Source organism: Streptomyces sp. NRRL WC-3742, assembly GCF_000720635.1.
Taxonomy (GTDB): domain Bacteria; phylum Actinomycetota; class Actinomycetes; order Streptomycetales; family Streptomycetaceae; genus Kitasatospora.
The window spans coordinates 31,266-52,647 of record NZ_JOCF01000057.1 but is presented as its reverse complement, the minus strand read 5'-3'; the positions used below and the strand labels follow the sequence as shown (position 1 = coordinate 52,647).

The window sequence follows — 21,382 nt, the reverse complement described above, 5'->3', positions numbered from 1 at the left end:
CTCCTCGCGACCGCGAGCTGACCCCCGACACCCCACCACACCCCCGCCCCCCACCCCCCCGACACCCCAGGAAGGCGACCATGCGCAACTGGCCGCTGTACGACCTGTCCGTCCGCACCTCCCGGATCGAGCTGCGCCACCCCACCCCCGAGGACCTCGACCGACTCGCCGACCAGGCCGCCGACGGCGTCCACGCCCCCGGCTTCATGCCGTTCTTCTCCCAGTGGACGGACGGCGACCGCGAGACCGTCACCCGCCGGGTGCTGCAGCGGCACTGGAAGGCCATGGCCGAGTGGACCCCGCAGGACTGGACGCTCTACCTGGTCGTGGTGCATGACGGCGAGGTCGTCGGCTCCCAGAGCATCGGCGCGATCGACTTCGGCACCACCCGCGAGGTGCTGCTCACCTCCTGGCTCGGGCTGCGCCACCAGGGCACGGGCCTCGGCGGCCACGCCCGCGCCGCCAGCCTGGAGCTGGCCTTCACCGGGCTCGGCGCCGACCACGCGCTGTCCGTGGTCCGGCAGGGCAACGACGCCTCCCAGGCCGTCTGCCGCAAGTTCGGCTTCGTCCACGACGGCGTCCAGACCAACGCGGTGCGCGGCGAGAAGGCCGTCAGCGACCGCTACCGCCTCAGCCGCGAGCGCTGGGCCGGGCACCGCGCCATCGACGCCGAGGTGCGGGGCGTCGAGGCGGCCCGCCACCTCTTCGACGCGACCGCCACCACGCCGACCGCCAACGCCCTGGCCTCGGCCCTCTCCGGCATCCGCTACGCCCCCGAGAGCGACCAGGCCGCGGCCTGAGCCGGCCCACCCACCCACTCCTAAGGACCCACCACCGTGGCAGACCGACCCGTCATCGCCGTCGTCTACGACCTGGGCGCGGTGAGCCCGCTCGCCATCGTCGACCACCTGGAACCGCTCGGCGACGTGCTCCTGGCCCTGCGCCGGTCCGAGCACACCGAGCTCAACCACGCGCTGATCGAGGAGCTCGCCACGGTCGTGGACCTCGACCCGGACCCGGACGTCGCCGCCGAGGCGCTGCGCCGCCACCGCCCCGACGCGCTGCTCACCTTCAGCGAGCTCTGCCTCGCCGACACCGCCGACCTCGCCGAGCGGCTCGGCCTGCCGTACCACTCGGTGGAGACGGTCGGCCTGCTGCGCGACAAGTACGCGATGCGCGCCCGGCTGCGCGAGCACGGCGTGGACGCCGTCCGCTCCGCCCGGCTGGAGGGGCCCGGCGACTGGCCGGCCGCGCTCGCCGAGGTCGGCCTGCCCGCCGTGCTCAAGCCCGCCACCGGGCAGGGCAGCCGGGACACCCACCTGATCACGGAGGAGTCCGAGGGCCACCGCCTCGCCGAGGAGCTGCTGACCGGGCCGGAGGCGGGCCCGATGGTGCTGGAGGAGTACCTGCTCGGCCGCGACTGCGGGCCCTTCGGGGACTACGTCTCGGTGGAGAGCGCCGTGGTCGGCGGCGTCGTCACCCACTGGCAGGTCACCGGCAAGTACCCGCTGCTGCCGCCCTTCCGCGAGCCCGGCCAGTACTGGCCCGCCCCGGTCGACGAGCAGGAGCGCGCCGCCGCCCTCGCCCTGACCACCCGGGTCGTCGAGGCGCTGGGCATCGAGACCGGCATCACCCACACCGAGCTCAAGCTCACCGCCGAGGGCCCCCGGCTGATCGAGGTCAACGGGCGTCTCGGCGGCTTCCAGTGCTGGCTGTCCGAGCTGGCCGGGGGCCTGGACCCGATGCAGCTGGCCGCCCGCATCGCCCTCGGCGAGGAGGTGGAGGTCGGCCACGCCCCCACCGACCGGGTGTACTTCGTCCGCTCCGTCCAGACCCCGCGCGAGGGGGGCCTGCTCAAGGCCGTCCACGGCGTACGGGACGTGCTGGAGGTGCCGGGCGTCGAGGGCGCGACGGTGATGAGCCGCCCCGGCGAGCCGATGCTGCCCACCGTGCAGACCGCCGAGCTGGTCTCCGTCACCGGGATCACCGAGGACCACGCCGCGATGCTGGCCGTGGTGGAGGAGGCGCTCGCCAGGCTGACCTTCACCGTGGACGGGCCGGAGGGCGAGCGTGTCCTGACCTCCGCCCAGTGCGAACACTGACGGCCCCCTGAGCCGGGCGGCGGCCGACCCCCGCGGCCGCCGCCCTTCCCTGCTACCGGTCGATCAGCGCGAACCGGGAGGCGAACACCCCCGCCTGGAAGCGGCTCTCCACGCCCCAGTCCCGCATCAGCTCGGCGATGTGCCGCCGGCAGGTGCGCACCGACATGTTCATCCGGTGCGCGATCGCCTCGTCCTTGTGCCCGGCCGCGAGCAGCCGCACGATGCCGCGCTTGACCTCCTCGCCGCTGTCCCCGTAGCCGAAGCCGGTGTGCGCGAACGGGCGGGCCTGGCTCCACTCCCGCTCCAGCGTCCGGTACAGGTACTCGACCACCACCGGCTCGCGGATCACCATCGCGCCCGGCTCGCCCTCCTGGCTGCGGTCGGGCAGGAAGGCGATCCGGCGGTCGAAGATGATCAGCCGGTCGATCACCTCGCCGACCGTACGGATCTCGGAGCCCGCCTCCGACATGCGGGTGAAGTGCATCTGCACCACCGGGCTGGCCAGCACCACGTGCGGGTACAGGGCGCGCATCCGCACGCCCCGGTCCAGAAGCTGCAGGTCGCGCGGGCGGCTGTCGACCAGCGTCTCCTCGCTCAGCGCGGTCGGCTGGCTGACGAAGACCTCCTCGGAGCAGGCCCGGGAGACCTCGCCCAGCATGCTGCGCACCTGCTCCACGTCGTGCAGCAGCTCGATCGCCACGCCCCGGCCGCGGTCGCGCCGCGCCTCGAAGTAGGTGGACTGCAGCGGCAGCAGCATCGCCCGGGTCCGCTCGGCCCGCATCCGCCGCTCGTGGATCTCCTGCTCCAGCGGCCCGACCAGCTCGGCCACCGCCGCCTCCGGGCTCGCCGGCACCCACCGGCCCGGGCCGGTGCCGTGCAGCAGCCGCAGCTCCAACAGAACCGCGAGGGCCGCCTCGAAGCGCTCGGGCGGCAGCGCGGCGGGCCGGTCGGCGGCCATCAACACCCCGTCCCGCAACGCCTGTTCGTACAGGACGGCCGCGTCGGGCGTCAGTTCGGTGCCGAGGCCGGCCTCCGGGTCGATCATGGTTCTCCCCCCGCCGGTCACTTGCTGCCAGGCAAGTTTATGACAGCGCATGGACATCGATCCGGGGCCCCGAGTCGGCAAGGCTGATCACATCCCCAGCCAGACGCCCCGGAGTGGAGCCATGGAAACCGTCGAAGTTCGCACGGACATCCCCCAGTTCCTGCCCGTGGCCGGCCACCACGTGCCGGCCCCGTTCTACCTGACCGCCGACATGTTCGGGGGCCTGCCGTTCCAGCTGGCCGGCGGCTCGATCGACCACCTGGTCGGCAAGCCCGTCGCCGACCCGCACAAGCACGAGGTCGCCGAGATCTACTTCCTGGTCTCGCCGAACAAGGGCGGCGCCCGCATCGACGTCACCGTGAACGGCGAGCTGCACGAGCTGAGCTCCCCGGCGATGCTGCACGTCCCGGCCGGCGCCGAGCACCAGTTCCTCACCAAGGAGGCCGAGCCGGGCAGCTACTGCTTCGGCATCCTGCTGGGCGACGCGGCATGACCACCGCCACCGCCCTCACCGGCCCGGCCCGGCTGCACCTGAGCGAGAACCCGTACGGGGCCAGCCCGCTCGCCCTCGCCGCCGCCCGCGAGGCCATCGACCTGACCGAGGTCTACCCCGACCCGGCCCGGCTGAGCCCCGTCGCCGCCCTCGCCGCCCACCTGGGCGTGGCCGAGGACCAGATCGCCGTCGCCAACGGCAGCGACGAACTCGTCCTGCTCACCGCCCTCGCCCTCGGCGACACCACCCGCCCCGGCGTCACCACCGCCGCCACCTTCCCCGGCTACCGGATCTGCCTGGAGACCGCCCGGCGCGGCTGCACCGAGATCCCCCTCACCGGCCCCGAAGGCGTGGACACCGACGCCGAACGCTTCGCCGAGGCCCTCGCCGGCGCCGGCATCGGCTACCTGTGCAACCCGCACAACCCCACCGGCGCCCTCCTCGACCGCCGCCGCTTCGACCTGCTGGTGGCCGCCGCCGAGCGCACCGGCACCCCGCTGGTCGTGGACGAGGCGTACGCCGAGTTCGCCCCCGCCGGCTCCCCGCAGGTGCTGGACCACCTGGGCCCCGTCCGAGCCTCCGGCGCCCCGCTGATCTCGCTGCGCACCTTCTCCAAGGCGTACGGGCTGGCCGCGCTGCGGATCGGCTACGCCGTCGGCCGCGCCGACCTGATCGCCAAGCTGCGCGAGGCCCAGGGCACCATGCCGTTCAGCGTCAACCGCGCCGCCCAGGCCGGGGCCGTCGCCGCCCTCGCCGACCGGGCCACCCTGGCCCGCGCCGTGGCGCTCACCGCCGAGCGGCGCGCCTGGTTCCGGGCCGAACTCGCCGCCCGGGGCCGCCGCTCGCTGCCCTCGGCCACCAACTTCGTCGCCGTCGCCGTGCCCGACTCGGCCTCCGCCGAGCGGCTGCTCGCCGAACGCCACGACATCCTCGTACGCGACGCCGGCCGCTTCGGCCTGCCCGGCTACCTGCGCGTCTCGCTCGGCCCGACCGAGCAGCTGGAGCGCTTCCTCGACGTGCTCGACGAGCTGGCTCCCCTCCGCTGAACCCCGCTTTCCCCTGATCCGTAGGAGCACCCCCCATGACCCATGTCGTGATCGTCAACCAGCAGGAGCAGTACGCCGTCTGGCCGCGCCGCGCCGAGACGCCGTCCGGCTGGCTGGCCACCGACTGGACCGGCGACGAGCGCGTCTGCCTGGAGCGCGTCGCCGAGGGCTGGACGGACCTGCGCCCCGCGTCGGTGCGCGCCGCCGTCGCCGAGGACGCCGCCCGCCCGGCCGTCCAGCTGCTCACCGCCGGTCCCGTCCAGCTGCGCGAGGTGCTCCCCTCCGAAGCCGAGCAGCTGCGCGAGGGCGGCACCGCGGGCCTCGAATGGCTCGGCGGCGCCCCCGGGGACGGCACCCGGGTGGCCGCGAAGATGCTCACCCGCGCCGCCGACGCGGGCCTGCTGCAGCCCGGCTGGGGCATGTACCTGCTGGTCCGCAGCGAGGACGCCGTCGCCGTCGGCGGCATGGGCTTCCACGGCTCGCCCGACGGCGGCCAGGTCGAGATCGGCTTCGACCTCGTCGAGGAGGCCCGCGGCCACGGCTACGCGACCGTCGCGCTCAGCGAACTCGCCTGCTGGGCCCTCGCCCAGGACGGCGTCGAGCGCGTCATCGCCACCACCGACCCGGAGAACACCGCCTCCCAGCGCGTCATGGAGCGGGCCTCCTTCACCCGCATGCCCGACGCCGACGGCCTGTTCGTCTACCAGCTCACCCACTGACCACCCCACCACCGCCCGACGGACGTCCGACCGCCGGTGGCCCGTAAGGAAACCGAGGCATCATGGCGTACGCCGCCCCCACCCTGGCCCCCACCGCCCTCGACCCGCTCCCGCAGCCGTACGAGTACCGGCGGCGCGAGGCCGTCGAGCCCGACTGGACCCGCTTCCCCGGCTGGCGCGAGGTCACCGCCGGCCAGTGGCGCGACGCGCAGTGGCAGCGCGCCCACTGCGTCAAGAGCGTGCGCCAACTGCGCGAGGTGGTCGGCCCCGGCCTGGACGAGGCGTTCTACGCCGACCTGGAGACCGACCAGCGGGAGCACGCGACCATGTCGCTGCTGCTCACCCCGCAGGTGCTCAACACCATCGGCCCGGACGGACCGCCGGAGACCGGCGCCTGGTACCGCGACCCGGTGCGCCGCTACATGCTGCCCGTCGCCTCCGACCGGCAGCCGACCGTGCCCAGCCACCCCCTCGCCTCCCGCGACTCCCTGCACGAGGCCGAGATGTGGGCCGTCGAGGGCCTCACCCACCGCTACCCCACCAAGGTGCTGGCCGAGCTGGTCACCACCTGCCCCCAGTACTGCGGGCACTGCACCCGCATGGACCTCGTCGGCAACAACACCCCGCAGATCGCCAAGTACCGCTTCGTGCTCCGCCCCGCCGACCGCCTCGACCGCATGATCGACTACCTGCGCGCCACCCCGACCGTGCGCGACGTGGTCGTCTCCGGCGGCGACGTCGCCAACGTGCCCTGGCCGCGCCTGCGTTCCTTCGTCGACCGGCTGCTGGACATCGAGTCCGTCCGGGACGTCCGCCTCGCCAGCAAGGGCCTCATCGGCCTGCCCCAGCACTGGATGGCCCCCGAACTCCTCGACGGCATGGCCGAGTTGGCCGCCAAGGCGCGCAGCCGCGGCGTCTCCCTGGCCATGCACACCCACGCCAACGCCGCCCAGCAGGTCACCCCGCTGGTCGCCGAGGCGTCCCGCGCCCTGCTCGACACGGGCCTTCGCGACGTCCGCAACCAGGGCGTGCTCCTCGACGGCGTCAACGCCAGCCCCGAGGCGCTGCTCGACCTCTGCTTCGGCCTGCTCGACAACGCCGGCATCATGCCCTACTACTTCTACCTCTGCGACATGATCCCCGGCGCCGAGCACTGGCGCCTGCCGCTCGCCGAGGCGCAGCGCCTCCAGCACGCGATCATGGGCTACCTGCCCGGCTTCGCCACCCCGCGCGTGGTCTGCGACGTCCCGTACGTCGGCAAGCGCTGGGTGCACCAGGTCGACTCCTACGACCGCGAGCGCGGCATCTCCTCCTGGCGCAAGAACTACCGCACCTCCGTCGAGCACGACGACCCGGAGGCGCTGGACCGCACCTACCACTACTACGACCCGGTCCACACCCTGCCCGAGGCCGGCCGCCGCTGGTGGAGCACCCCCGAGGCGCTCGCCCTCACCGGGGGTGCGGCATGAGCGAGCGAATCATCGAGGAGGTGCGTGTGGGCGAATGCCCCCGCCGAGCGAAGCGAGGTGGACGCATGAGTTCTCCCCTGGGTACCCACCGCGTGCTCGAACCCGCCGGGGTCCTCCCCCAGGCCGCCTGGCGGCTCGACCCCGACCCGGCCATCGCCGACGACGAGGTGCTCGTCTGCCTGGAGGTGCTCAACCTCGACGCCGCCTCCTACCGCCAGCTCAACGAGGCCCACCGCGGCGACGGGGACGCCATCCGCGACCAGGTCTGCGCGATCATCGACGAGCGCGGCAAGATGCACAACCCCGTCACCGGCTCCGGCGGCATGCTGATCGGCCGCGTCCAGGCCGTCGGCCCCGACTCCCCGCTCGGGCTGCGCCCCGGCGACCGCATCGCCACCCTCGTCTCCCTCAGCCTCACCCCGCTCGCCGTCTACGACGGGCTGCTCGGCTGGGACGGCCTCAGCGAGCGCGTCCCCACCTCGGGCCACGCCGTGCTGTTCGGCCGCTCCATCGCCGCCGTCCTGCCCGACGACCTGCCCGACGAGCTCGCCCTGTCCGTCCTGGACGTCTGCGGCGCCCCGGCGCTGACCGAACGCGTCGTGCGCTCCTCGCCGCTGCCCGCGCCCACCGTCCTGGTGCTCGGCGCGGCCGGCAAGTCCGGCTCGCTGTCCATGGCGGCTGCCCGCCGGGCCGGCGCCGGGCGCGTCATCGGCCTCGTCCCCACCGAGGCGGAGCTGCGCGCCCTGGAGGAGTCCGGCCTCGCCGACCTCGCCCTCCTCGGCGACGCCCGCGACCCGCTGGGCCTGGCCGCCCTGCTCGACGCCCACGGCGGGCCCGCCGACATCACCGTGGTCTGCACCGACGTGCCCGGCTGCGAACACCCGGCGATCCTCGCCACCCGCGACGGCGGCACCGTCGTCTACTTCTCCATGGCCACCTCCTTCCCGGCCGCCGCGCTCGGCGCCGAGGGCATGGCCCGCGACGTCACCATGCTGATCGGCAACGGGTACACCCCCGGGCACGCCGCGCTCGCCCTCGACCTGGTGCGGCAGGAGCCGGGCGTGCGCGCCCTGTTCGACCACCGGCTGGGGCACACCTCTCCCCATGCCCCCGCCCTCGCTCTCGCGGGGAGCGCCGCATGACCACCGCCGCCGTCCCGGTCGCCGGCAGCCGTACCGGCAAGCTCGGCCTCGACCCCGCCCAGGTGCGCCGCGCCCGGGAGCTGGCCGCCGAGGTCGGCCGCCCCGTCGTCGACCTCGCCCGCTCCCACACCACCGTCGCCGTCGAGCGCGCCACCCTGCGCCTGGCCGGCCTCAACGGCGCCGACGCCGAGGGCATCCCCTGGGCCAACCGGCTCGTCGACGCCGTCCGCGACCAGGTCGGCCTGGAGCACGGCGTCTGCCTGCCCGTCTGGGAGGCCCTGCGCGGCGGCGGCTACCGCGACCTCACCGACCTCGCCGCCCACGCGGCCACCCGTACCGTCCCCTTCCGCATCCCCTCGGGCGCGGCCTCCGTCCGGTCCGAGGCTTCCGCCCGTGCGGCCGTCGCCCGGGGCATCGCCCGCATCGACGAACGCCGCCGCGAACGCGAGGAGTTGGTCGCCCGCTGGGGCAACCCGAGCGGCCCCTGGATCTACCTGATCGTCGCCACCGGCGACATCCACGAGGACATCCGCCAGGCCCGGGCCGCCGCCCAGGGCGGCGCCGACGTCATCGCCGTCATCCGCTCCACCGGGCAGTCCCTCCTCGACTACGTCCCCGACGGCGCCACCCGCGAGGGCTACGCCGGCACGTACGCCACCCAGGAGAACTTCCGCCTGATGCGCGCCGCGCTGGACGAGACCTCCGCCGAACTCGGCCGCTACGTCCGGCTCACCAACTACGCCTCCGGGCTCTGCATGCCCGAGATCGCCGCCCTCGCCGGCCTCGAGCGGCTCGACATGATGCTCAACGACTCCATGTACGGCATCCTGTTCCGCGACATCAACCCGGTGCGCACCTTCGTCGACCAGCGCTTCTCCCGCCAGCTCCACGCCCGCGCCGGCATCGTCATCAACACCGGCGAGGACAACTACCTCACCACCGCCGACGCCGTCGACGCCGCCCACACCGTGACCGCCAGCCAGCTCCTCAACGAGTACTTCGCCAAGGAGGCCGGCCTCGCCGACGGCCAGCTCGGCCTCGGCCACGCCTTCGAGATCGACCCGGCGGTGCCCGACTCCTTCCGCCTCGAACTCGCCCACGCGCTCCTCGCCCGCGAACTCTTCCCCGACGCCCCGCTCAAGTGGATGCCGCCCACCCGGCACATGACCGGCGACGTCTTCCACGGCTACCTGCTCAACGGCTTCTTCAACCTCGCCGGGGCGCTCACCGAACAGAGCATCCTGCTCGTCGGCATGATGACCGAGGCGGTCGTCACCCCCTTCCTCTCCGACCGTGACCTCGCGCTGCGCAACATCCGCTACGTCCTCGACGCCGCCGGCGGCCTCGCGGAGGACTTCCACCCCGCCCCCGACGGCCTGATCGCCCGCCGCGCCGCCCACGTCCTCGGCGAGGCCGTCGACCTGCTCGGCGACATCCGCGGCCGCGGCCTGCTGGACGCCATCGCCGCGGGCACCTTCGGCGGCATGCGCCGTCCGCCCGCGGGCGGACGCGGCGCCGACGGCGTGGTGGCCCGGGCCGACGGCTACCGCAACCCCGCCATCGACCTCCTGGAGACCACGTGAGCCCGGACCTCACCCTTCCCGAAGCCCTTCCGGAAGCCCTTGCCGAAGCCCTTCCGGAAGCCTTTCCCGAGCCCCCCGCCCTCCCGCACACCGCCACCACCGTGCGCCCGTACGGCGACACCACCGACGACGGCATGGTGCAGCTCTCCTTCACCCTGCCCGTCCCGCACGGCCCCCGCGCCGACGGCGCCGCGCTGCAGCTCGCCCGCCGGATGGGCGTCGACCGCCCGATGCTGGTGCACTCCAAGCCCATCGGCTCGGCCTTCACCTTCTTCGTCGTCTACGGCCCGGTGCTGCACGAGGTCGACCTCGACACCGTCTCGGTCATCGAGCGCGAGTACCCGCTGCTCAGCGCCAAGGAGGTCAACACCGCCATCGGCGAGCGGCTCGGCCGCAAGCTCGTCGTACTCGGCGCCTGCATCGGTACCGACGCCCACACCGTGGGCATCGACGCCATCCTCAACATCAAGGGCTTCGCGGGCGAGAAGGGCCTCGAGTACTACCGCGAGCTGAAGGTCCTCAACCTGGGCGCCCAGGTCAGCGTCCCCGACCTCGTCCGCCGCGCCCGGGAGGAGGGCGCCGACGCCGTCCTCGTCTCCCAGGTCGTCACCCAGCGGGACGCCCACCTCACCAACGTCAAGGAGCTCGCCGCCGAACTGCGCGCCGAGTTCGGCGACACCGAACGCCCGCTGCTCGTCGTCGGCGGCCCCCGCTTCGACCCCGACGCGGCCACCGAACTCGGCGTCGACCGCGTCTTCGGCCGGGGCACCACCCCCGCCGACGTCGCCAGCTACCTGGTGCACGCCCTCGTGGGGGCGCCGGCATGAGCTTCCGCCCCGCCGCCTTCCTCTCCGACCCCCACCTCCTGATCTACCTCGCCGACCCCTTCCTCCTCCACCCGGAGCCCCCGATGCCCGCCGACCGCCTCGAAACCCGCTTCGCCGCCACCGCCCTCCGGTACCCCTCGCGCCCGGCCGTCTCCGACTCGCTCGGTGTACTGACGTACCGCCAACTCGACGCCCTGGCCGACTCCGTGTCCTCCGCGCTCTCCGGCCTCACCGCCCCCGGACAGCTCGTCGCGCTGCGCGCGGGCCGCACCCGGCACGCCCCAGGCGCCATCCTCGGCATCCTCCGCTCCGGCGCCGCCTACCTCCCCGTCGACCCCGGCTACCCCGAGGCCCGCCAGAAGCACCTGCTCGACGACTCCGGCGCCCAACTCGTCCTCACCGACGCCCCGTTGCTCCCCGGCGAGTCCCCGATCGCCACCGTCGGCCCCTTCACCCTCGCCACCCGGCCCGGCAGCGCCTCCAAGGTCGTCCCCGCCGACACCGCCTACGCCATCTACACCTCCGGCTCCACGGGCCTGCCCAAGGGCTGCCTGGTCAGCCACGCCCACGTACTGGCCCTGATGGACGCCGCCGCCCCGCTGTTCGACCTCGGCCCGGACGAGGTGTGGACGATCTTCCACTCCTGGAGCTTCGACTTCAGCGTCTGGGAGCTGTGGGGCCCGCTGCTGTACGGCGGCCAGGCGGTGGTCGTCGACCGCGAGACCGCCGCCGACCCGGAAGCCTTCGCCCAGCTCCTCGCTTCGCACAGCGTCACCTTCCTCAACCAGGTCCCCTCCGCCTTCGGCAACCTGGTCACCGAAGCCATCGCCTCCGGCCTGACCTTCCCCGCCCTCCGCCACATCGTCTTCGGCGGCGAGGCATTGGTCCCCGACGACGTCCGCCGCTTCTGGACCGCCGGACTCGGCCCCGGCACCACCTTGGTCAACATGTACGGCATCACCGAAACCACCGTGCACGTGACGCACTGCCCCCTCACCCCGGAGCTGCTGGACGCCGCCCGCCCCGGCCGCACCCCCATCGGCCGCCCCCTCCCCCACCTCGGCTTCTCCCTCCGCGACGCCGACGGCGCACCCGTCCCGCCCGGCCAGCCCGGCGAACTCTGGGTCTCCGGCGCCTCGGTCAGCCACGGGTACCTCGAGCGCCCCGAGCTGAACGCCGCCCGCTTCGTCGACGGCCACTACCGCAGCGGCGACTGGGCCGTCGAAGAGCCCGACGGCACCCTCAGCTACCTCGGCCGCCAGGACGGCCAGGTCAAACTCCGCGGCTTCCGCATCGAGTTGGGCGAGATCGAAGCCGCCCTACGCGCCGTCCCCGGCGTCACCAGCGCCGCCTGCACCGTCACCGCCGACGCCCAGTCCCTCACCGCCTACGTCGTCGCCGACCCGGCCACCACCCCGGCCCGGCTGATACGCACCCACCTCGCCGACCACCTGCCGGCCCACATGCTCCCCCAGGCCATCCACCACCTCCGCCACCTGCCCCTCACCCCCCACGGCAAGCTGGACCGCACGGCCCTATTCGCCGCCTGACCCGACGGCGTTGGGCCCCGGGCCGGGGCCCAACGCGACCACCATGCCCTCCTCCGCCGCGATCACCTCCCCCTCGAACCGGCTGCGGGCCTCCGCGACCGACCGGCCACGGTCACTCCCCGGCCAGAAGTGCGACACCACCAACCGCTTCACCCCGGCCCGAGCCGCCCACTCCCCCGCCTCCACCGCACTCATCAGCAGCGGGTCCCTGCCCTCCCCCTGCAACGTGGCCCCGGCCACGAACACATCAGCCCCCGCCGCCAGTTCACCGAGCACGGGCGCCGCCCCCGCATCCCCGCTGTACGCCACGGTGAACCCCTCCGCACTCAACCGCACCCCGGCATGCGGCACATGATGCGGCAACAGCTCCGCATCCAATCTCAACGGCCCGACCTGGTACCTCCCCGGAAGCTCGAACACCTCGAAGACCTCCCCCAGGTCCTCCGTCGGCTCCATCGCCTGCACCCGCCCCACCACCCCCGGCGTGCAGTACAACGGCACCCGCTCCCCCCGCTCCTCCGCGAAGTACAGCGCCCGCCCCAGCGCACTCAGATCCGCACAGTGGTCCGGATGCTCATGCGTGATCACCACCGCATCCACCCGCGGCCCACCACCACAATGCTCCAACAACCGTGGAAACGTGCCGTACCCGAGATCCACCACCACCCGGAACCCGTCGTACTCCACCAGCAACCCACTGGCCCCCCGCCCAGCCTCAGGCCAAGCCCCACACGTCCCCAACACCGTCAGCCCTCGCACCGCCCGATGCTCTCACGCACGGACCAACACGCCGACCCCTCACCGCGGAGGCCACCCACCGCCGAGCACCCGCCCGGCCTCCGCGACGATCGCCCCCTTGTCCAGCCCGCCCAGACCAGGTTGAACGTGACCTCCGGGGAGCCGTCCTCGACGAAGTACGACCAGAATCCGACGGTCGCCCGAGCCTTGGAGAGGTCTCCCGACCGCCCGGTGAACTCGTGCCGGATGTAGTCGGCGAGGTCGTTCCCGTAGTCGATGATGTCGCTCTGGCACACCGAGAGCACCGGATGCCCCGACTCCCCCTCCGTGCCTGGGAGATACCGGTGGCCGTACACCGGAACCAGCTGCGGCACCTTCGCCAGCTCAGCCGGCGTGATCCGCAGCCTGTCAGCGATCTCATCGGGCCGTGGCCCAACGGCAAGCACGGAATTTCCCTGTTCTCTGTACGGAGAGCTTGTTACGGTGACGCGCATGTTCCTTCTCTGTGCGTAGGACCCCTCCTGGACCGCACCCCCCGGGTGCGGCCTTCGGCGTCCCTGCACATTCGCAGCCCCGGAGCACCGGGCTGCCCTTTCAAGGAACATCCTCGTGTCCTCCTACTCCGCTGTCCTGCGGACCCGCCATGTTCGGCTCGGCGCTCCTGGGCCGTCTCTCGTACGGCATGGTCTCCCTGGCGATGGTCCTGACCGTCAAGGAGTCCACCGGCTCCTACGCCACCGCAGGCACCGTGATGGCCGCCTTCGGCCTCGCCAGTGTCCTTCTCTCGCCGGCCCGCGCCGCCCTCGTCGACCGCTACGGCCCGCGCCGCGCCCTGCCACCGATGGCCGCCGCCTGCGCGCTGTTCCTGGCGGTGCTGGCCGCAGTGTCCTCGCAGCCGGGCGCCCCTGGTCCGCTGCTGGTCGTCCTGGCCGTCGCGGCCGCCACCTGTACGCCGCCTCTCGGGCCCGTGATGCGCTCCCTGTGGAGCCGCCTGGCCCCTGAACCGTCCCTGCTCCAGCGCGCATACAGCCTCGACTCCGTTGCCGAGGAGCTGCTGTTCGTCACCGGCCCCCTGCTCGTGGCCGCCCTGGTGAAGCTCACCACCCCGGCGACCGCCCTCGCCGTCAGCGCCGCGCTGATGCTCTCCGGAACCCTGGCCCTCGTGTCCTCACCCGCGACCGGTCCCGCCCCACGGCAGGAGCAGCGCTCGACCCCGCCCCGCAGCTGGCTGCCGAGCGGCCGGGGACTGCTGCACGCGGGGGCCGTGGCCTTCGCCGTGGGTGTGGGCCTGGGCGCGGTGGACCTGCTCGCCATCGCCTTCGCCGACCGGCTGCACCAGGTCGAGTCCGTGGCCTGGGTCCTGGCCGCCCTCTCCGCCGGAAGCGCCATCGGCGGCCTCACCTACGGCTCCATCACCTGGCGCAAATCTGCGCAGCGGCGCCTGTCCCTGCTCGCCACAGGACTCGGCCTGGCCCTCGCCGCCGCCGGCCTGGCCCCGAACCTGTACGTGCTGACAGCGGCAGCAGCTCTCACCGGACTGTTCGTCGCCCCCACCATCACCACTGCCTACCTGCTCGCGAACCACTCCGCCGCACCCGGCACCGGCACCCAGGCCGGCGCATGGGTCAATACGGCCCTGAACGCCGGAAGCGCCACCGGCACCGCCGTGGCAGGCATGCTCGTGGCGCAGCTGTCCCTGCCCGTGTGCTTCGCGCTGATGGCCGTCCCGTCCCTGTTGACGGCGGTGACGCCCGTGACTCCGACTCGAGCCGGGACGTCCAGCTGAGGCAGCGCCCGTTCGACGGCTACCGCAGGTCCGCGACTGCCGCGCGGAGCTCGTCGAACGCTGCCCGGGTGAGGTCCGCCAGTTCGCCGGGGTCCTCGTCGCGGGCGGGGTCCGCCCACCGGGCGTATCCGGCCTTGAAGGCGAGCACGCCGAGCTCGGCGGCGACCTGGGCCGCAGGTTCCGCGACATCCCTTCGCCTCAGTGCCTCGACCATGGCCGCGGCCATGCCGACGCTCTTCATCGCCTGGCGGTTGCGCAGTTCCTCGTTCGCCTCGATGGCGGCGTGCAGCAGCGGGCCGATGGACCGGTTGAAGGTCGTCATCTCGCCGGAGGCGCGCTCCAGGCCGGCCGCGACGGCCGTCAACGGGGTCGCGTCCGCCGGGGCGGTGTCGATGCCCTCGACCAGCAGTCGACTCAGTGCGCTCTGTCCGGCGGTGAGGATCTCCCGCTTGTCCGTGAAGTGGCGAAAGAACGTGCTGCGCGTGAGCCCCGCGCGCTCGGCGATCTGGGCGACCGTCGTTTCGTCGTAGCCCTGCTCGGCGAACAGACCGAGCGCCGCCACGACCAGGCGCTGTCTCGCATCGGGCTTCCATCTCGGCATGCCGACATTCTAAGTGATGCGACACATGTCGCATCACGGGTACAGTGATGGGACAACAGTCGCATCACGTCTGGGAGCTCGTCATGCGCGTCTTCGTCACCGGCGGCACCGGCCTCGTCGGCTCCGCCGTCGTCACCGAACTACTCTCCGCAGGCCACGCGGTCACCGCCCTCGCCCGCTCCGACGCCTCCGCGGCACACGCCGAAGCCGCCGGCGCCACCGCCGTCCGCGGGGCGCTCACCGACCTCACCGTCCTGCGGGCCGCCGCCGAGCAGGCGGACGGCGTCATCCACCTCGCTTTCAGCAACGACTTCAGCTCACCCGAGGCCCTGGCCCAGGGCATCGCCGAGGAAGCCGCCGCCCTCGAGGCCCTGGGCGACGCCCTCATCGGTACGGACCGCCCGCTCGTCACCGTCTCGGGCACACCCCAGGTGGCGGGGCGCGCTTCCACCGAGGACGACCCCTCCCTGACCGACGGCCCCGTCGGCGGCCGCGGCCGCTCGGTCAACCGCGCACTCGAACTCGCCTCGCAAGGAGTGCGCAGCTCAGCGGTGAGGCTGCCGCGCACCGTCCACAACCAGGGCCGCGGCGGCTTCGCCGGGCTGCTGACCGACATCGCCCGCCGCACCGGCATCGCCGGATACCCGGGCGACGGCGCACAGCGCTGGCCGGCAGTCCACGCACGCGACGCCGCCGTCCTGTTCCGCCTCACCCTGGAGAAGGCCCCGGCCGGAACCGCCTGGCACGCCGTCGCCGACGAGGGCGACCGGGTCCGCGACATCGCCGCCGTGATCGGCCGCCGCCTGAGCCTGCCCGTCGCATCGGTCCCGCAGGAGAGCTACGGCCCCCTCGGCCGGATCTTCGCCACCGACCAGCCCGCCTCCAGCACCCACACCCGCGCCGCCCTCGGCTGGAAGCCGACCCATCCGAGCCTGCTCGCCGACCTGGAGAACCTCCAGCCCTAACCCCTGTGCAGGGATCACCCCGGCGAGGCGTCGGCCGTGGTGATGATCTGACCACGCCCGATGAACCGGCTCGCGACCAGGAGGCCCGCCTCATGGGCTTCCTGGCCTGCTTGGCTGGCCGTGGCGTCCTCCAGCAGCCAGGGGGTGAGGTCGCGCTCGAAGGCGTCGACAGCGGTCTTCAGGACGCAACTCTCCGTGGCGATGCCGCAGATGTAGAGGTCCGTCCAGCCGTGCCGGCGGACCAGCTCCGTGCCCTCCTCGGTGAACAGGCTGTAGATCCTCTTGTCCAAAACTGCTGTGGCCCGCCGCGCCTGCTCGGCCAGCTCGGGAACGATGTCGATCTCAGGGGAGGACTGGCACTTCGTCCAGTGGATCAACCGCTCGAACGGGCTCCCCGGATAGTTGACGTACCGGGTGAAGACCACGTCCTTGCCGTGCCGTTGCCACTGATCGACCAGCGCGGCGACGACCGGGATCAGCGGCCTGGAGGAATCACGGATGAACCCGTTCTGCAGGTCGACCACAACGAGAACGTCATTCCGTACAGACATGCTCGCATCCTTCGCTCGAGCTCGGCGTAGCCGCACTCGACCTCGAACTCGGTCCAGCTTGAGCAACGCACCCGCCAACCGGCCCCGCGGAACAGCTCCGCTGCGCTTTCGGCGCTGGCTGCCCCCGGCAGAGATCCCCAGACATTGTTGCCAGGCTCCATGCCGGACGGTATCCGGCAGCAGAGTGACTGAGATAGGGAACCCGCCACCCCACCAGTCCCGTTGCGCAGGAAGTCGGCCCGGCCGACTTCCTGCGCGCTACTACACGTGAACGGTGGCATCACCCATGCCGCCCTCGCCCTCAACAGACCTTGGGAGTGGCTTGTTTGATATGCCGTCAGTCGTCCGAGCTATCGTCTCGATGTCGACTCGGATCGGGGGCCCGGCGACTCCAGGTGGCACTCGTCGGGTGAGACTGGGGACGGCCTCCGAGCTGTCCGCAGTCCTGACCATGACGAGGGGACGGAAGAATCATGAGCCGCCTGACTGTGGCGATGCAGATCTCCATCGACGGCTACGTCGACAGCAGCCTGTCGGACGCCAACTGGCAGTTGTGGAACTGGGGCCCCGACTGGCCGTGGAGCGCGGACCTCCGCGCGGCCTTCAACGGCCTGCTCACCGGCGCCTCGGGCATCCTGCTGAGCCGGCCCATGGCGGACGAGGGCTACCTGGGGCACTGGGGCCGGATGGCGGAGCAGCATCCTGGTGATCCCGACTGGGAGTTCAGCCGGGCCATCGGCGCGCTCCCCAAGTTTGTCCTGAGCCGGTCGGGCAGGCCCGAACTCGACTGGCCACGGACCACAGTGCTCAACGGCGAGCTGACCGACACCGTGGAACAGGCGAAGGAACAGGCTGGCGGGGACCTGGTCTGCTTCGGTGGCGCCGGCCTGGTCTCCTCCCTGCTGCGGGAGGGCCTGGCCGACGAACTCCGGCTGTTCACCAACCCCGGTTTCGCGGGCGAGGGCAACAGCATCTTCGGAGCCTGGCTCGCCACGCGGAACTACCGGGCCGCCCACTCGGCCGCCTACGCCTGCGGCATCGTGGAGACCAGCTGGGTCAGGTAGAAATCGTGCGCAGGAAGTCGGCCGGGCCGACTTCCTGCGTAGGGTCGCCGCCCGAGAGGACCCCGGTGTCACGTTGAAAGCCCACTCCGCATCGCCTGAATCACGGGCCGGAGCAGATCGAGGACGCTGATCCAGTTGTAAGTGGCTCGGGCTCCACCGGAATTGGCCTCGTGGGGAGCGAAGTCCCCGATCATCACACCCATCGAACGGAGCCGGGCCAGGCTCTCCGCATAGGCGGGGTGCGCGGCCAGGGCGGAGTTGACGTAGGGCTGCATGGCCATGGGGATACCGGGACCGTATGCCTCGCAGAGAACGGCGAGCGCAAGCGTGTCGGATATGCCGGCTGCCCGCTTGTTGACCGTGTTGAACGTGGCCGGAGCGACCGCGATGGCATCAGCCGGCGGCAGTGGCTTCGGAGCGCCTGGTGTGCGCCATCCCGAGCGGATCGGATAGCCGGTCAAAGCCTCGATGGCTTCCTGGTCCATGAGAGCGAGCGCATTGGGGGTGGCGATCACGCCTACTCGCCAACCCTCCTTGTGGGCTGCGGAGATCAGTTCGCTCACACCATCCGCGACACCCGCTGCACAGACGACGATGTAGAGGAACGGCGCGCGGTGCTCACTCAACCGTGAGCTCCCAGATCTTCCGAATCACATGCCTGCCCTACCTGCCGGAGTCGGTGGAGGCGGCTCAGCGGCTGGTGTGCGCGAAGCTGCGGGAGTGGATGCTGGACGACCTGGTGGACGATGCCGCCCTGATCGTCAGCGAGTTGGCGACCAACGCCATTACGACCGGCTGCCAAACGCGCATGGTCGTCGCGATCCGGCGGCCGTCCTGCCAGATCGTTCGCATCCTCGTCGGTGACGGCTCCCGTGTGATGCCTGTGACGATCCAGGCCGGGCGCGACGCCACCTCCGGCCGCGGGCTGGGTGGCTATGAGCCGTGCGATCTACCAAGCGATGACAGGCGGTGGTTCGAGGAGGCGTACTCCGACGTCGCTCTCGCGACACAGGTGAATGACGGCGATATCTGGCCATCCTCGGCGCCGTCGATCGTCATCAGGAAGCTGCGGGATCTCGACCTTCGCCCCCCGCCAGGCGCCGTACGACCGGGTCCATCGCCATCTCGGCCGTCCGCCGAGTCCCCTGGGCCTGGGTCGAGCAGGCCGAGCCCGGCGGAATCATCCTCACCCCATGGGACAGCCCGATGATCACCTGGGGCCTGCTCAGGCTCACCGTCGCCGAGGATCACGCCGAAGGGCGGTTCAGCCCCTGCGCCGCGCCCGTGCTCGTACGCAACCAGCGCCAGGCCCCGCCCATCCCCCGTGTCGACCACCCTCCCCGACGTCTGGGCGGCCTGGGACACCGACGCCGACCGCCTCTGGGTCGCCACCACCGACGCCCGCTCCTGGGCGGCCGTCGACCGCGAGCACGACCGCTTCACCGTCCACCACCACGGCCCCCGCCGTCTCTGGGACGAGATCGAGGCCGCCTACACCTGGTGGCAGGACCAGAGCAGCCCCGGCCCCGAGCCCCTCGGCCTCACCGTTACGGAAACCGGCCAGCAGCCCTGGCTCGACACCCCCGACCACCCGCTCACGGGTGCGGGCGGGAGCGCTGCGGGGGCAGGGCGGGGGCGGGGGCGCGGCGGGCGATTTCGGCGAGGGTGTGGAAGAGGACGTCGCCGAGGAGGACCGGGTCGCGGGACGGGGCAACGGCCGGTTCGGTATCGGGGGTGGTGGTCGGGGAGCACTCTTCGCGGAGCTGGCGAGTGGGCATCGCTCTTCCTGCCGACGTGGTGGCCACGGTGATCCTCTGCCCGGGGTGAGAGGCCCCGACACGCCGCGACACGCCGAAGGGCGTCTACTCGCGCAGATCGGCCGGAATCAGCACCTTCCCGGCCGAAGAAGGCCCGGAAAAGGCCCAGGGAGGGCCTTCCCCGGCCCATGGGCGAAGATGGACCGGTGACCGAACCTCGCCCCGCCCTCCGCCTCGTCGCCACCGATCTGGACGGCACCCTGCTCTGCTCAGGCGGCACCGTCACCGACCGCACCGCCGCCGCCCTCGCGGCGGCCGAGGCGGCCGGGGTGCAGGTGGTGTTCGTGACCGGCCGTCCTCCCCGGTGGATGGAGCAGCTGAGCGCGCACATCGGCGGTCACGGGGTGGCGATCTGTTCCAACGGCGGCGCGGTCGTGGACGTGCGGCGCGGGGAGCTGCTGGAGTCGTTCCCGCTCGCCGTCGACGCGGCGCTGGCCGTGGTGGAGATCCTGCGGGCCAAGCTGCCGGGTACGGCCTTCGCCTTCGAGTACCCGGAGGGCTTCGCCCGGGAGCCCGAGTACGTGGTGCCGATGTGGGGCGAGCAGACGGACCACCCCATCGGTCCGGCCGAGGAGCTCCTGGGCGACGGCGGCCCGGTGCGCGGCCTGTTCAAGCTGCTCGCCAAGCATCCCGACCTGGACCCGGACACCCTGCTGACCGAGGCCCGCGCCGCCGCCGGCCACCTCGCCGAGATCACCCGCTCCGCGCCGATCCCGCTGCTGGAGATCAGCGCGCCCGGCGTCACCAAGGCCAGCACGCTGGCGGCCTGGTGCGCCGGGCACGGGATCGACCGGAGCGAGGTGGTGGCCTTCGGCGACATGCCGAACGACCTGGAGATGCTGGCCTGGGCGGGCACCGCCTACGCCGTGGCCAACGCGCACCCCCAGGTCCTGGCGGCCGTCGACCTGCACACCGTGAGCAACGAGCAGGACGGCGTCGCCGCCGTCCTCGAGGAGTTGCTCAGCCGAAGCGCCCGTTGACGTAGTCGGAGGTCCGCTGGTCGCGCGGGCTGCCGAAGACCTGCTCGGTCGGCCCGGCCTCGACGATCCGCCCGGGGGTGTCGTGGGTCGCGAGGAAGAACGCGCAGCTCTGCGAAACGCGCTGCGCCTGCTGCATGTTGTGCGTGACGATGACGATGGTGAGCCGCCCGCGCAGCTCCTGGATCGTCTCCTCGACCCGCCGGGTGGAGGTCGGGTCGAGCGCCGAACAGGGCTCGTCCATCAGCAGGATGTCGGGCGAGACGGCCAACGACCGTGCGATGCACAGGCGTTGCTGCTGACCGCCGGAGAGCGAGCCGCCGGGGGTCTGCAGCCGGGTGGCGACCTCGTCCCAGAGTCCGGCCCGGCGCAGGCTGGTCTCCACCAGGTGCCGGCGCTCGTCCTTGGACACCTTGATCCCGGCGAGCTTGAGCCCGCTCGCCACGTTGTCCTCGATGGACATCGCCGGGAACGGGTTGGGCCGCTGGAACACCATCCCGATCCGGCGCCGCACCTCGGCGGGGCGGCGCCCGGCCCGGTACACGTCGTCGCCGTCGAGCAGCACCTCCCCGGCGAGGGCGGCGCCGCGCACCATCTCGTGCATCCGGTTGAGGGTGCGCAGGTAGGTGGACTTGCCGCACCCCGAGGGCCCGATCAGCGCGGTGACCTCCCCGGCGGGCATCGCCAGCGAGACCCGCTCCAGCACCTTGTGGGAGCCGAACCAGGCGGAGAGGTCCCGGGTCTCCAGCCCGGCCAGCGGGCCGGCGGGCGGCCCCACCGGCCCCGCGGGCGGTACGGGCGGAGCCGCCGGCGCAGGGGGAGCCGGGAGGGTGAGGGTGTCAGCCACGGCCGCGTCCTGCTGCGGCTGCTGCTGCGTGGTGTCGGTCATCGGTACGGTCCTCCGGGC

At 72.7% G+C, this 21,382-nt stretch carries 23 protein-coding genes; 15 read left to right on the top strand and 8 right to left on the bottom strand.

From position 1 onward, the window contains the following. The first annotated feature begins 80 nt into the window (after window positions 1-80). Window positions 81-800: a GNAT family N-acetyltransferase gene (locus tag IH61_RS0128175; RefSeq protein ID WP_031074852.1), complete on the top strand. Its 720-nt coding sequence runs from the start codon at window positions 81-83 to the stop codon at window positions 798-800. Between the two features lie 36 nt (window positions 801-836). After that, entirely contained in the window at window positions 837-2,102 is a 1,266-nt protein-coding gene (locus IH61_RS0128170; RefSeq protein ID WP_031074850.1) for a hypothetical protein, read from the top strand. Window positions 2,103-2,154: 52 nt separating this feature from the next. Here IH61_RS0128170 and IH61_RS41520 read toward each other — a convergent pair whose 3' ends face one another. Beyond that, window positions 2,155-3,147: a helix-turn-helix transcriptional regulator gene (locus IH61_RS41520; protein WP_051838166.1), complete on the bottom strand. Its 993-nt coding sequence runs from the start codon at window positions 3,145-3,147 to the stop codon at window positions 2,155-2,157. A gap of 121 nt (window positions 3,148-3,268) precedes the next feature. On the opposite strand from IH61_RS41520, the gene IH61_RS0128160 reads away from it, so the two are divergent. The 8 genes from IH61_RS0128160 to IH61_RS0128125 all read left to right on the top strand — a co-directional run bounded on the left by IH61_RS0128160 (window position 3,269) and on the right by IH61_RS0128125 (window position 11,976). Beyond that, window positions 3,269-3,640, top strand: coding sequence for a hypothetical protein (locus IH61_RS0128160; RefSeq protein WP_031074847.1), 372 nt, complete (start codon window positions 3,269-3,271; stop codon window positions 3,638-3,640). Beyond that, on the top strand, window positions 3,637-4,686 hold the full coding sequence (locus IH61_RS0128155) for a pyridoxal phosphate-dependent aminotransferase (RefSeq protein WP_037973455.1): 1,050 nt from the start codon (window positions 3,637-3,639) through the stop codon (window positions 4,684-4,686). The genes IH61_RS0128160 and IH61_RS0128155 overlap by 4 nt, the downstream gene beginning before the upstream one ends. A gap of 35 nt (window positions 4,687-4,721) precedes the next feature. Continuing rightward, entirely contained in the window at window positions 4,722-5,405 is a 684-nt protein-coding gene (locus tag IH61_RS0128150) for a GNAT family N-acetyltransferase (protein ID WP_078911450.1), read from the top strand. 62 nt (window positions 5,406-5,467) lie between these two features. Then, window positions 5,468-6,874, top strand: a complete 1,407-nt coding sequence (locus IH61_RS0128145; RefSeq protein ID WP_051838165.1) for a KamA family radical SAM protein — start codon at window positions 5,468-5,470, stop codon at window positions 6,872-6,874. A gap of 65 nt (window positions 6,875-6,939) precedes the next feature. Further along, window positions 6,940-8,016: a hypothetical protein gene (locus tag IH61_RS0128140; protein WP_051838163.1), complete on the top strand. Its 1,077-nt coding sequence runs from the start codon at window positions 6,940-6,942 to the stop codon at window positions 8,014-8,016. After that, window positions 8,013-9,599, top strand: coding sequence for a lysine 5,6-aminomutase subunit alpha (locus tag IH61_RS0128135; RefSeq protein WP_051838162.1), 1,587 nt, complete (start codon window positions 8,013-8,015; stop codon window positions 9,597-9,599). Before IH61_RS0128140 ends, IH61_RS0128135 begins: the two co-directional genes overlap by 4 nt. Then, window positions 9,596-10,426 (top strand): OAM dimerization domain-containing protein, encoded by an 831-nt coding sequence (locus IH61_RS0128130; RefSeq protein ID WP_199823399.1) that lies wholly within the window; start codon window positions 9,596-9,598, stop codon window positions 10,424-10,426. The genes IH61_RS0128135 and IH61_RS0128130 overlap by 4 nt, the downstream gene beginning before the upstream one ends. Then, on the top strand, window positions 10,423-11,976 hold the full coding sequence (locus IH61_RS0128125; protein ID WP_107057245.1) for an amino acid adenylation domain-containing protein: 1,554 nt from the start codon (window positions 10,423-10,425) through the stop codon (window positions 11,974-11,976). Before IH61_RS0128130 ends, IH61_RS0128125 begins: the two co-directional genes overlap by 4 nt. Here the strand turns inward: IH61_RS0128125 and IH61_RS0128120 are convergent. Beyond that, the gene (locus tag IH61_RS0128120) at window positions 11,962-12,663 is read right to left on the bottom strand and encodes an MBL fold metallo-hydrolase (RefSeq protein ID WP_234327366.1); all 702 of its coding nucleotides are present in this window, start codon (window positions 12,661-12,663) and stop codon (window positions 11,962-11,964) included. The genes IH61_RS0128125 and IH61_RS0128120 overlap by 15 nt on opposite strands. 59 nt (window positions 12,664-12,722) lie before the next feature. After that, complete coding sequence (locus IH61_RS47880; protein ID WP_199823398.1) at window positions 12,723-13,208, bottom strand: hypothetical protein; 486 nt, start codon at window positions 13,206-13,208, stop codon at window positions 12,723-12,725. 149 nt (window positions 13,209-13,357) lie between these two features. On the opposite strand from IH61_RS47880, the gene IH61_RS0128110 reads away from it, so the two are divergent. After that, entirely contained in the window at window positions 13,358-14,500 is a 1,143-nt protein-coding gene (locus IH61_RS0128110) for an MFS transporter (RefSeq protein ID WP_037973454.1), read from the top strand. Window positions 14,501-14,519: 19 nt separating this feature from the next. On the opposite strand, the gene IH61_RS0128105 is transcribed toward IH61_RS0128110, so the two are convergent. Further along, window positions 14,520-15,101 (bottom strand): TetR/AcrR family transcriptional regulator, encoded by a 582-nt coding sequence (locus IH61_RS0128105; RefSeq protein WP_031074823.1) that lies wholly within the window; start codon window positions 15,099-15,101, stop codon window positions 14,520-14,522. Between the two features lie 83 nt (window positions 15,102-15,184). On the opposite strand from IH61_RS0128105, the gene IH61_RS0128100 reads away from it, so the two are divergent. Beyond that, window positions 15,185-16,066 carry an SDR family oxidoreductase gene (locus tag IH61_RS0128100; protein ID WP_031074821.1) on the top strand — a complete coding sequence of 294 codons (882 nt, stop codon included), beginning with the start codon at window positions 15,185-15,187 and terminating at the stop codon, window positions 16,064-16,066. 14 nt (window positions 16,067-16,080) lie between these two features. On the opposite strand, the gene IH61_RS0128095 is transcribed toward IH61_RS0128100, so the two are convergent. After that, on the bottom strand, window positions 16,081-16,617 hold the full coding sequence (locus IH61_RS0128095; RefSeq protein WP_031074817.1) for an isochorismatase family cysteine hydrolase: 537 nt from the start codon (window positions 16,615-16,617) through the stop codon (window positions 16,081-16,083). 473 nt (window positions 16,618-17,090) lie between these two features. Here IH61_RS0128095 and IH61_RS0128090 point away from each other — a divergent pair, with 473 nt between their 5' ends. Continuing rightward, the gene (locus IH61_RS0128090) at window positions 17,091-17,681 is read left to right on the top strand and encodes a dihydrofolate reductase family protein (RefSeq protein WP_031074815.1); all 591 of its coding nucleotides are present in this window, start codon (window positions 17,091-17,093) and stop codon (window positions 17,679-17,681) included. 68 nt (window positions 17,682-17,749) lie between these two features. Here IH61_RS0128090 and IH61_RS0128085 read toward each other — a convergent pair whose 3' ends face one another. Further along, the gene (locus IH61_RS0128085) at window positions 17,750-18,307 is read right to left on the bottom strand and encodes a flavoprotein (protein WP_031074813.1); all 558 of its coding nucleotides are present in this window, start codon (window positions 18,305-18,307) and stop codon (window positions 17,750-17,752) included. Between the two features lie 2 nt (window positions 18,308-18,309). Here IH61_RS0128085 and IH61_RS43245 point away from each other — a divergent pair, with 2 nt between their 5' ends. Next, a complete protein-coding gene (locus IH61_RS43245) occupies window positions 18,310-18,891 on the top strand; it encodes an ATP-binding protein (RefSeq protein WP_051838158.1) in 582 nt (193 codons plus the stop codon). A 385-nt stretch (window positions 18,892-19,276) separates the two neighbouring features. Here the strand turns inward: IH61_RS43245 and IH61_RS47220 are convergent, their stop codons facing one another. Next, a complete protein-coding gene (locus tag IH61_RS47220) occupies window positions 19,277-19,459 on the bottom strand; it encodes a hypothetical protein (RefSeq protein WP_031074808.1) in 183 nt (60 codons plus the stop codon). A gap of 167 nt (window positions 19,460-19,626) precedes the next feature. On the opposite strand from IH61_RS47220, the gene IH61_RS0128070 reads away from it, so the two are divergent. Continuing rightward, a complete protein-coding gene (locus IH61_RS0128070) occupies window positions 19,627-20,478 on the top strand; it encodes an HAD family hydrolase (RefSeq protein WP_031074806.1) in 852 nt (283 codons plus the stop codon). Here the strand turns inward: IH61_RS0128070 and IH61_RS0128065 are convergent. Next, a complete protein-coding gene (locus IH61_RS0128065; RefSeq protein ID WP_078911449.1) occupies window positions 20,459-21,364 on the bottom strand; it encodes a phosphate ABC transporter ATP-binding protein in 906 nt (301 codons plus the stop codon). The genes IH61_RS0128070 and IH61_RS0128065 overlap by 20 nt on opposite strands. Window positions 21,365-21,382: the final 18 nt, after the last annotated feature.

Coding starts and splice junctions, on each gene's coding strand:
- IH61_RS0128135 (WP_051838162.1), top strand. CDS start 8,013: ATGACCACCGCCGCCGTCCCGGTCGCCGGCAGCCGTACCGGCAAGCTC.
- IH61_RS0128145 (WP_051838165.1), top strand. CDS start 5,468: ATGGCGTACGCCGCCCCCACCCTGGCCCCCACCGCCCTCGACCCGCTC.
- IH61_RS0128110 (WP_037973454.1), top strand. CDS start 13,358: ATGTTCGGCTCGGCGCTCCTGGGCCGTCTCTCGTACGGCATGGTCTCC.
- IH61_RS0128160 (WP_031074847.1), top strand. CDS start 3,269: ATGGAAACCGTCGAAGTTCGCACGGACATCCCCCAGTTCCTGCCCGTG.
- IH61_RS0128125 (WP_107057245.1), top strand. CDS start 10,423: ATGAGCTTCCGCCCCGCCGCCTTCCTCTCCGACCCCCACCTCCTGATC.
- IH61_RS47220 (WP_031074808.1), bottom strand. CDS start 19,459: ATGCCCACTCGCCAGCTCCGCGAAGAGTGCTCCCCGACCACCACCCCC.
- IH61_RS0128175 (WP_031074852.1), top strand. CDS start 81: ATGCGCAACTGGCCGCTGTACGACCTGTCCGTCCGCACCTCCCGGATC.
- IH61_RS0128140 (WP_051838163.1), top strand. CDS start 6,940: ATGAGTTCTCCCCTGGGTACCCACCGCGTGCTCGAACCCGCCGGGGTC.
- IH61_RS41520 (WP_051838166.1), bottom strand. CDS start 3,147: ATGATCGACCCGGAGGCCGGCCTCGGCACCGAACTGACGCCCGACGCG.
- IH61_RS0128065 (WP_078911449.1), bottom strand. CDS start 21,364: ATGACCGACACCACGCAGCAGCAGCCGCAGCAGGACGCGGCCGTGGCT.
- IH61_RS47880 (WP_199823398.1), bottom strand. CDS start 13,208: ATGCGCGTCACCGTAACAAGCTCTCCGTACAGAGAACAGGGAAATTCC.
- IH61_RS0128150 (WP_078911450.1), top strand. CDS start 4,722: ATGACCCATGTCGTGATCGTCAACCAGCAGGAGCAGTACGCCGTCTGG.
- IH61_RS0128095 (WP_031074817.1), bottom strand. CDS start 16,617: ATGTCTGTACGGAATGACGTTCTCGTTGTGGTCGACCTGCAGAACGGG.
- IH61_RS0128155 (WP_037973455.1), top strand. CDS start 3,637: ATGACCACCGCCACCGCCCTCACCGGCCCGGCCCGGCTGCACCTGAGC.
- IH61_RS0128105 (WP_031074823.1), bottom strand. CDS start 15,101: ATGCCGAGATGGAAGCCCGATGCGAGACAGCGCCTGGTCGTGGCGGCG.
- IH61_RS0128100 (WP_031074821.1), top strand. CDS start 15,185: ATGCGCGTCTTCGTCACCGGCGGCACCGGCCTCGTCGGCTCCGCCGTC.
- IH61_RS0128090 (WP_031074815.1), top strand. CDS start 17,091: ATGAGCCGCCTGACTGTGGCGATGCAGATCTCCATCGACGGCTACGTC.
- IH61_RS0128070 (WP_031074806.1), top strand. CDS start 19,627: ATGGGCGAAGATGGACCGGTGACCGAACCTCGCCCCGCCCTCCGCCTC.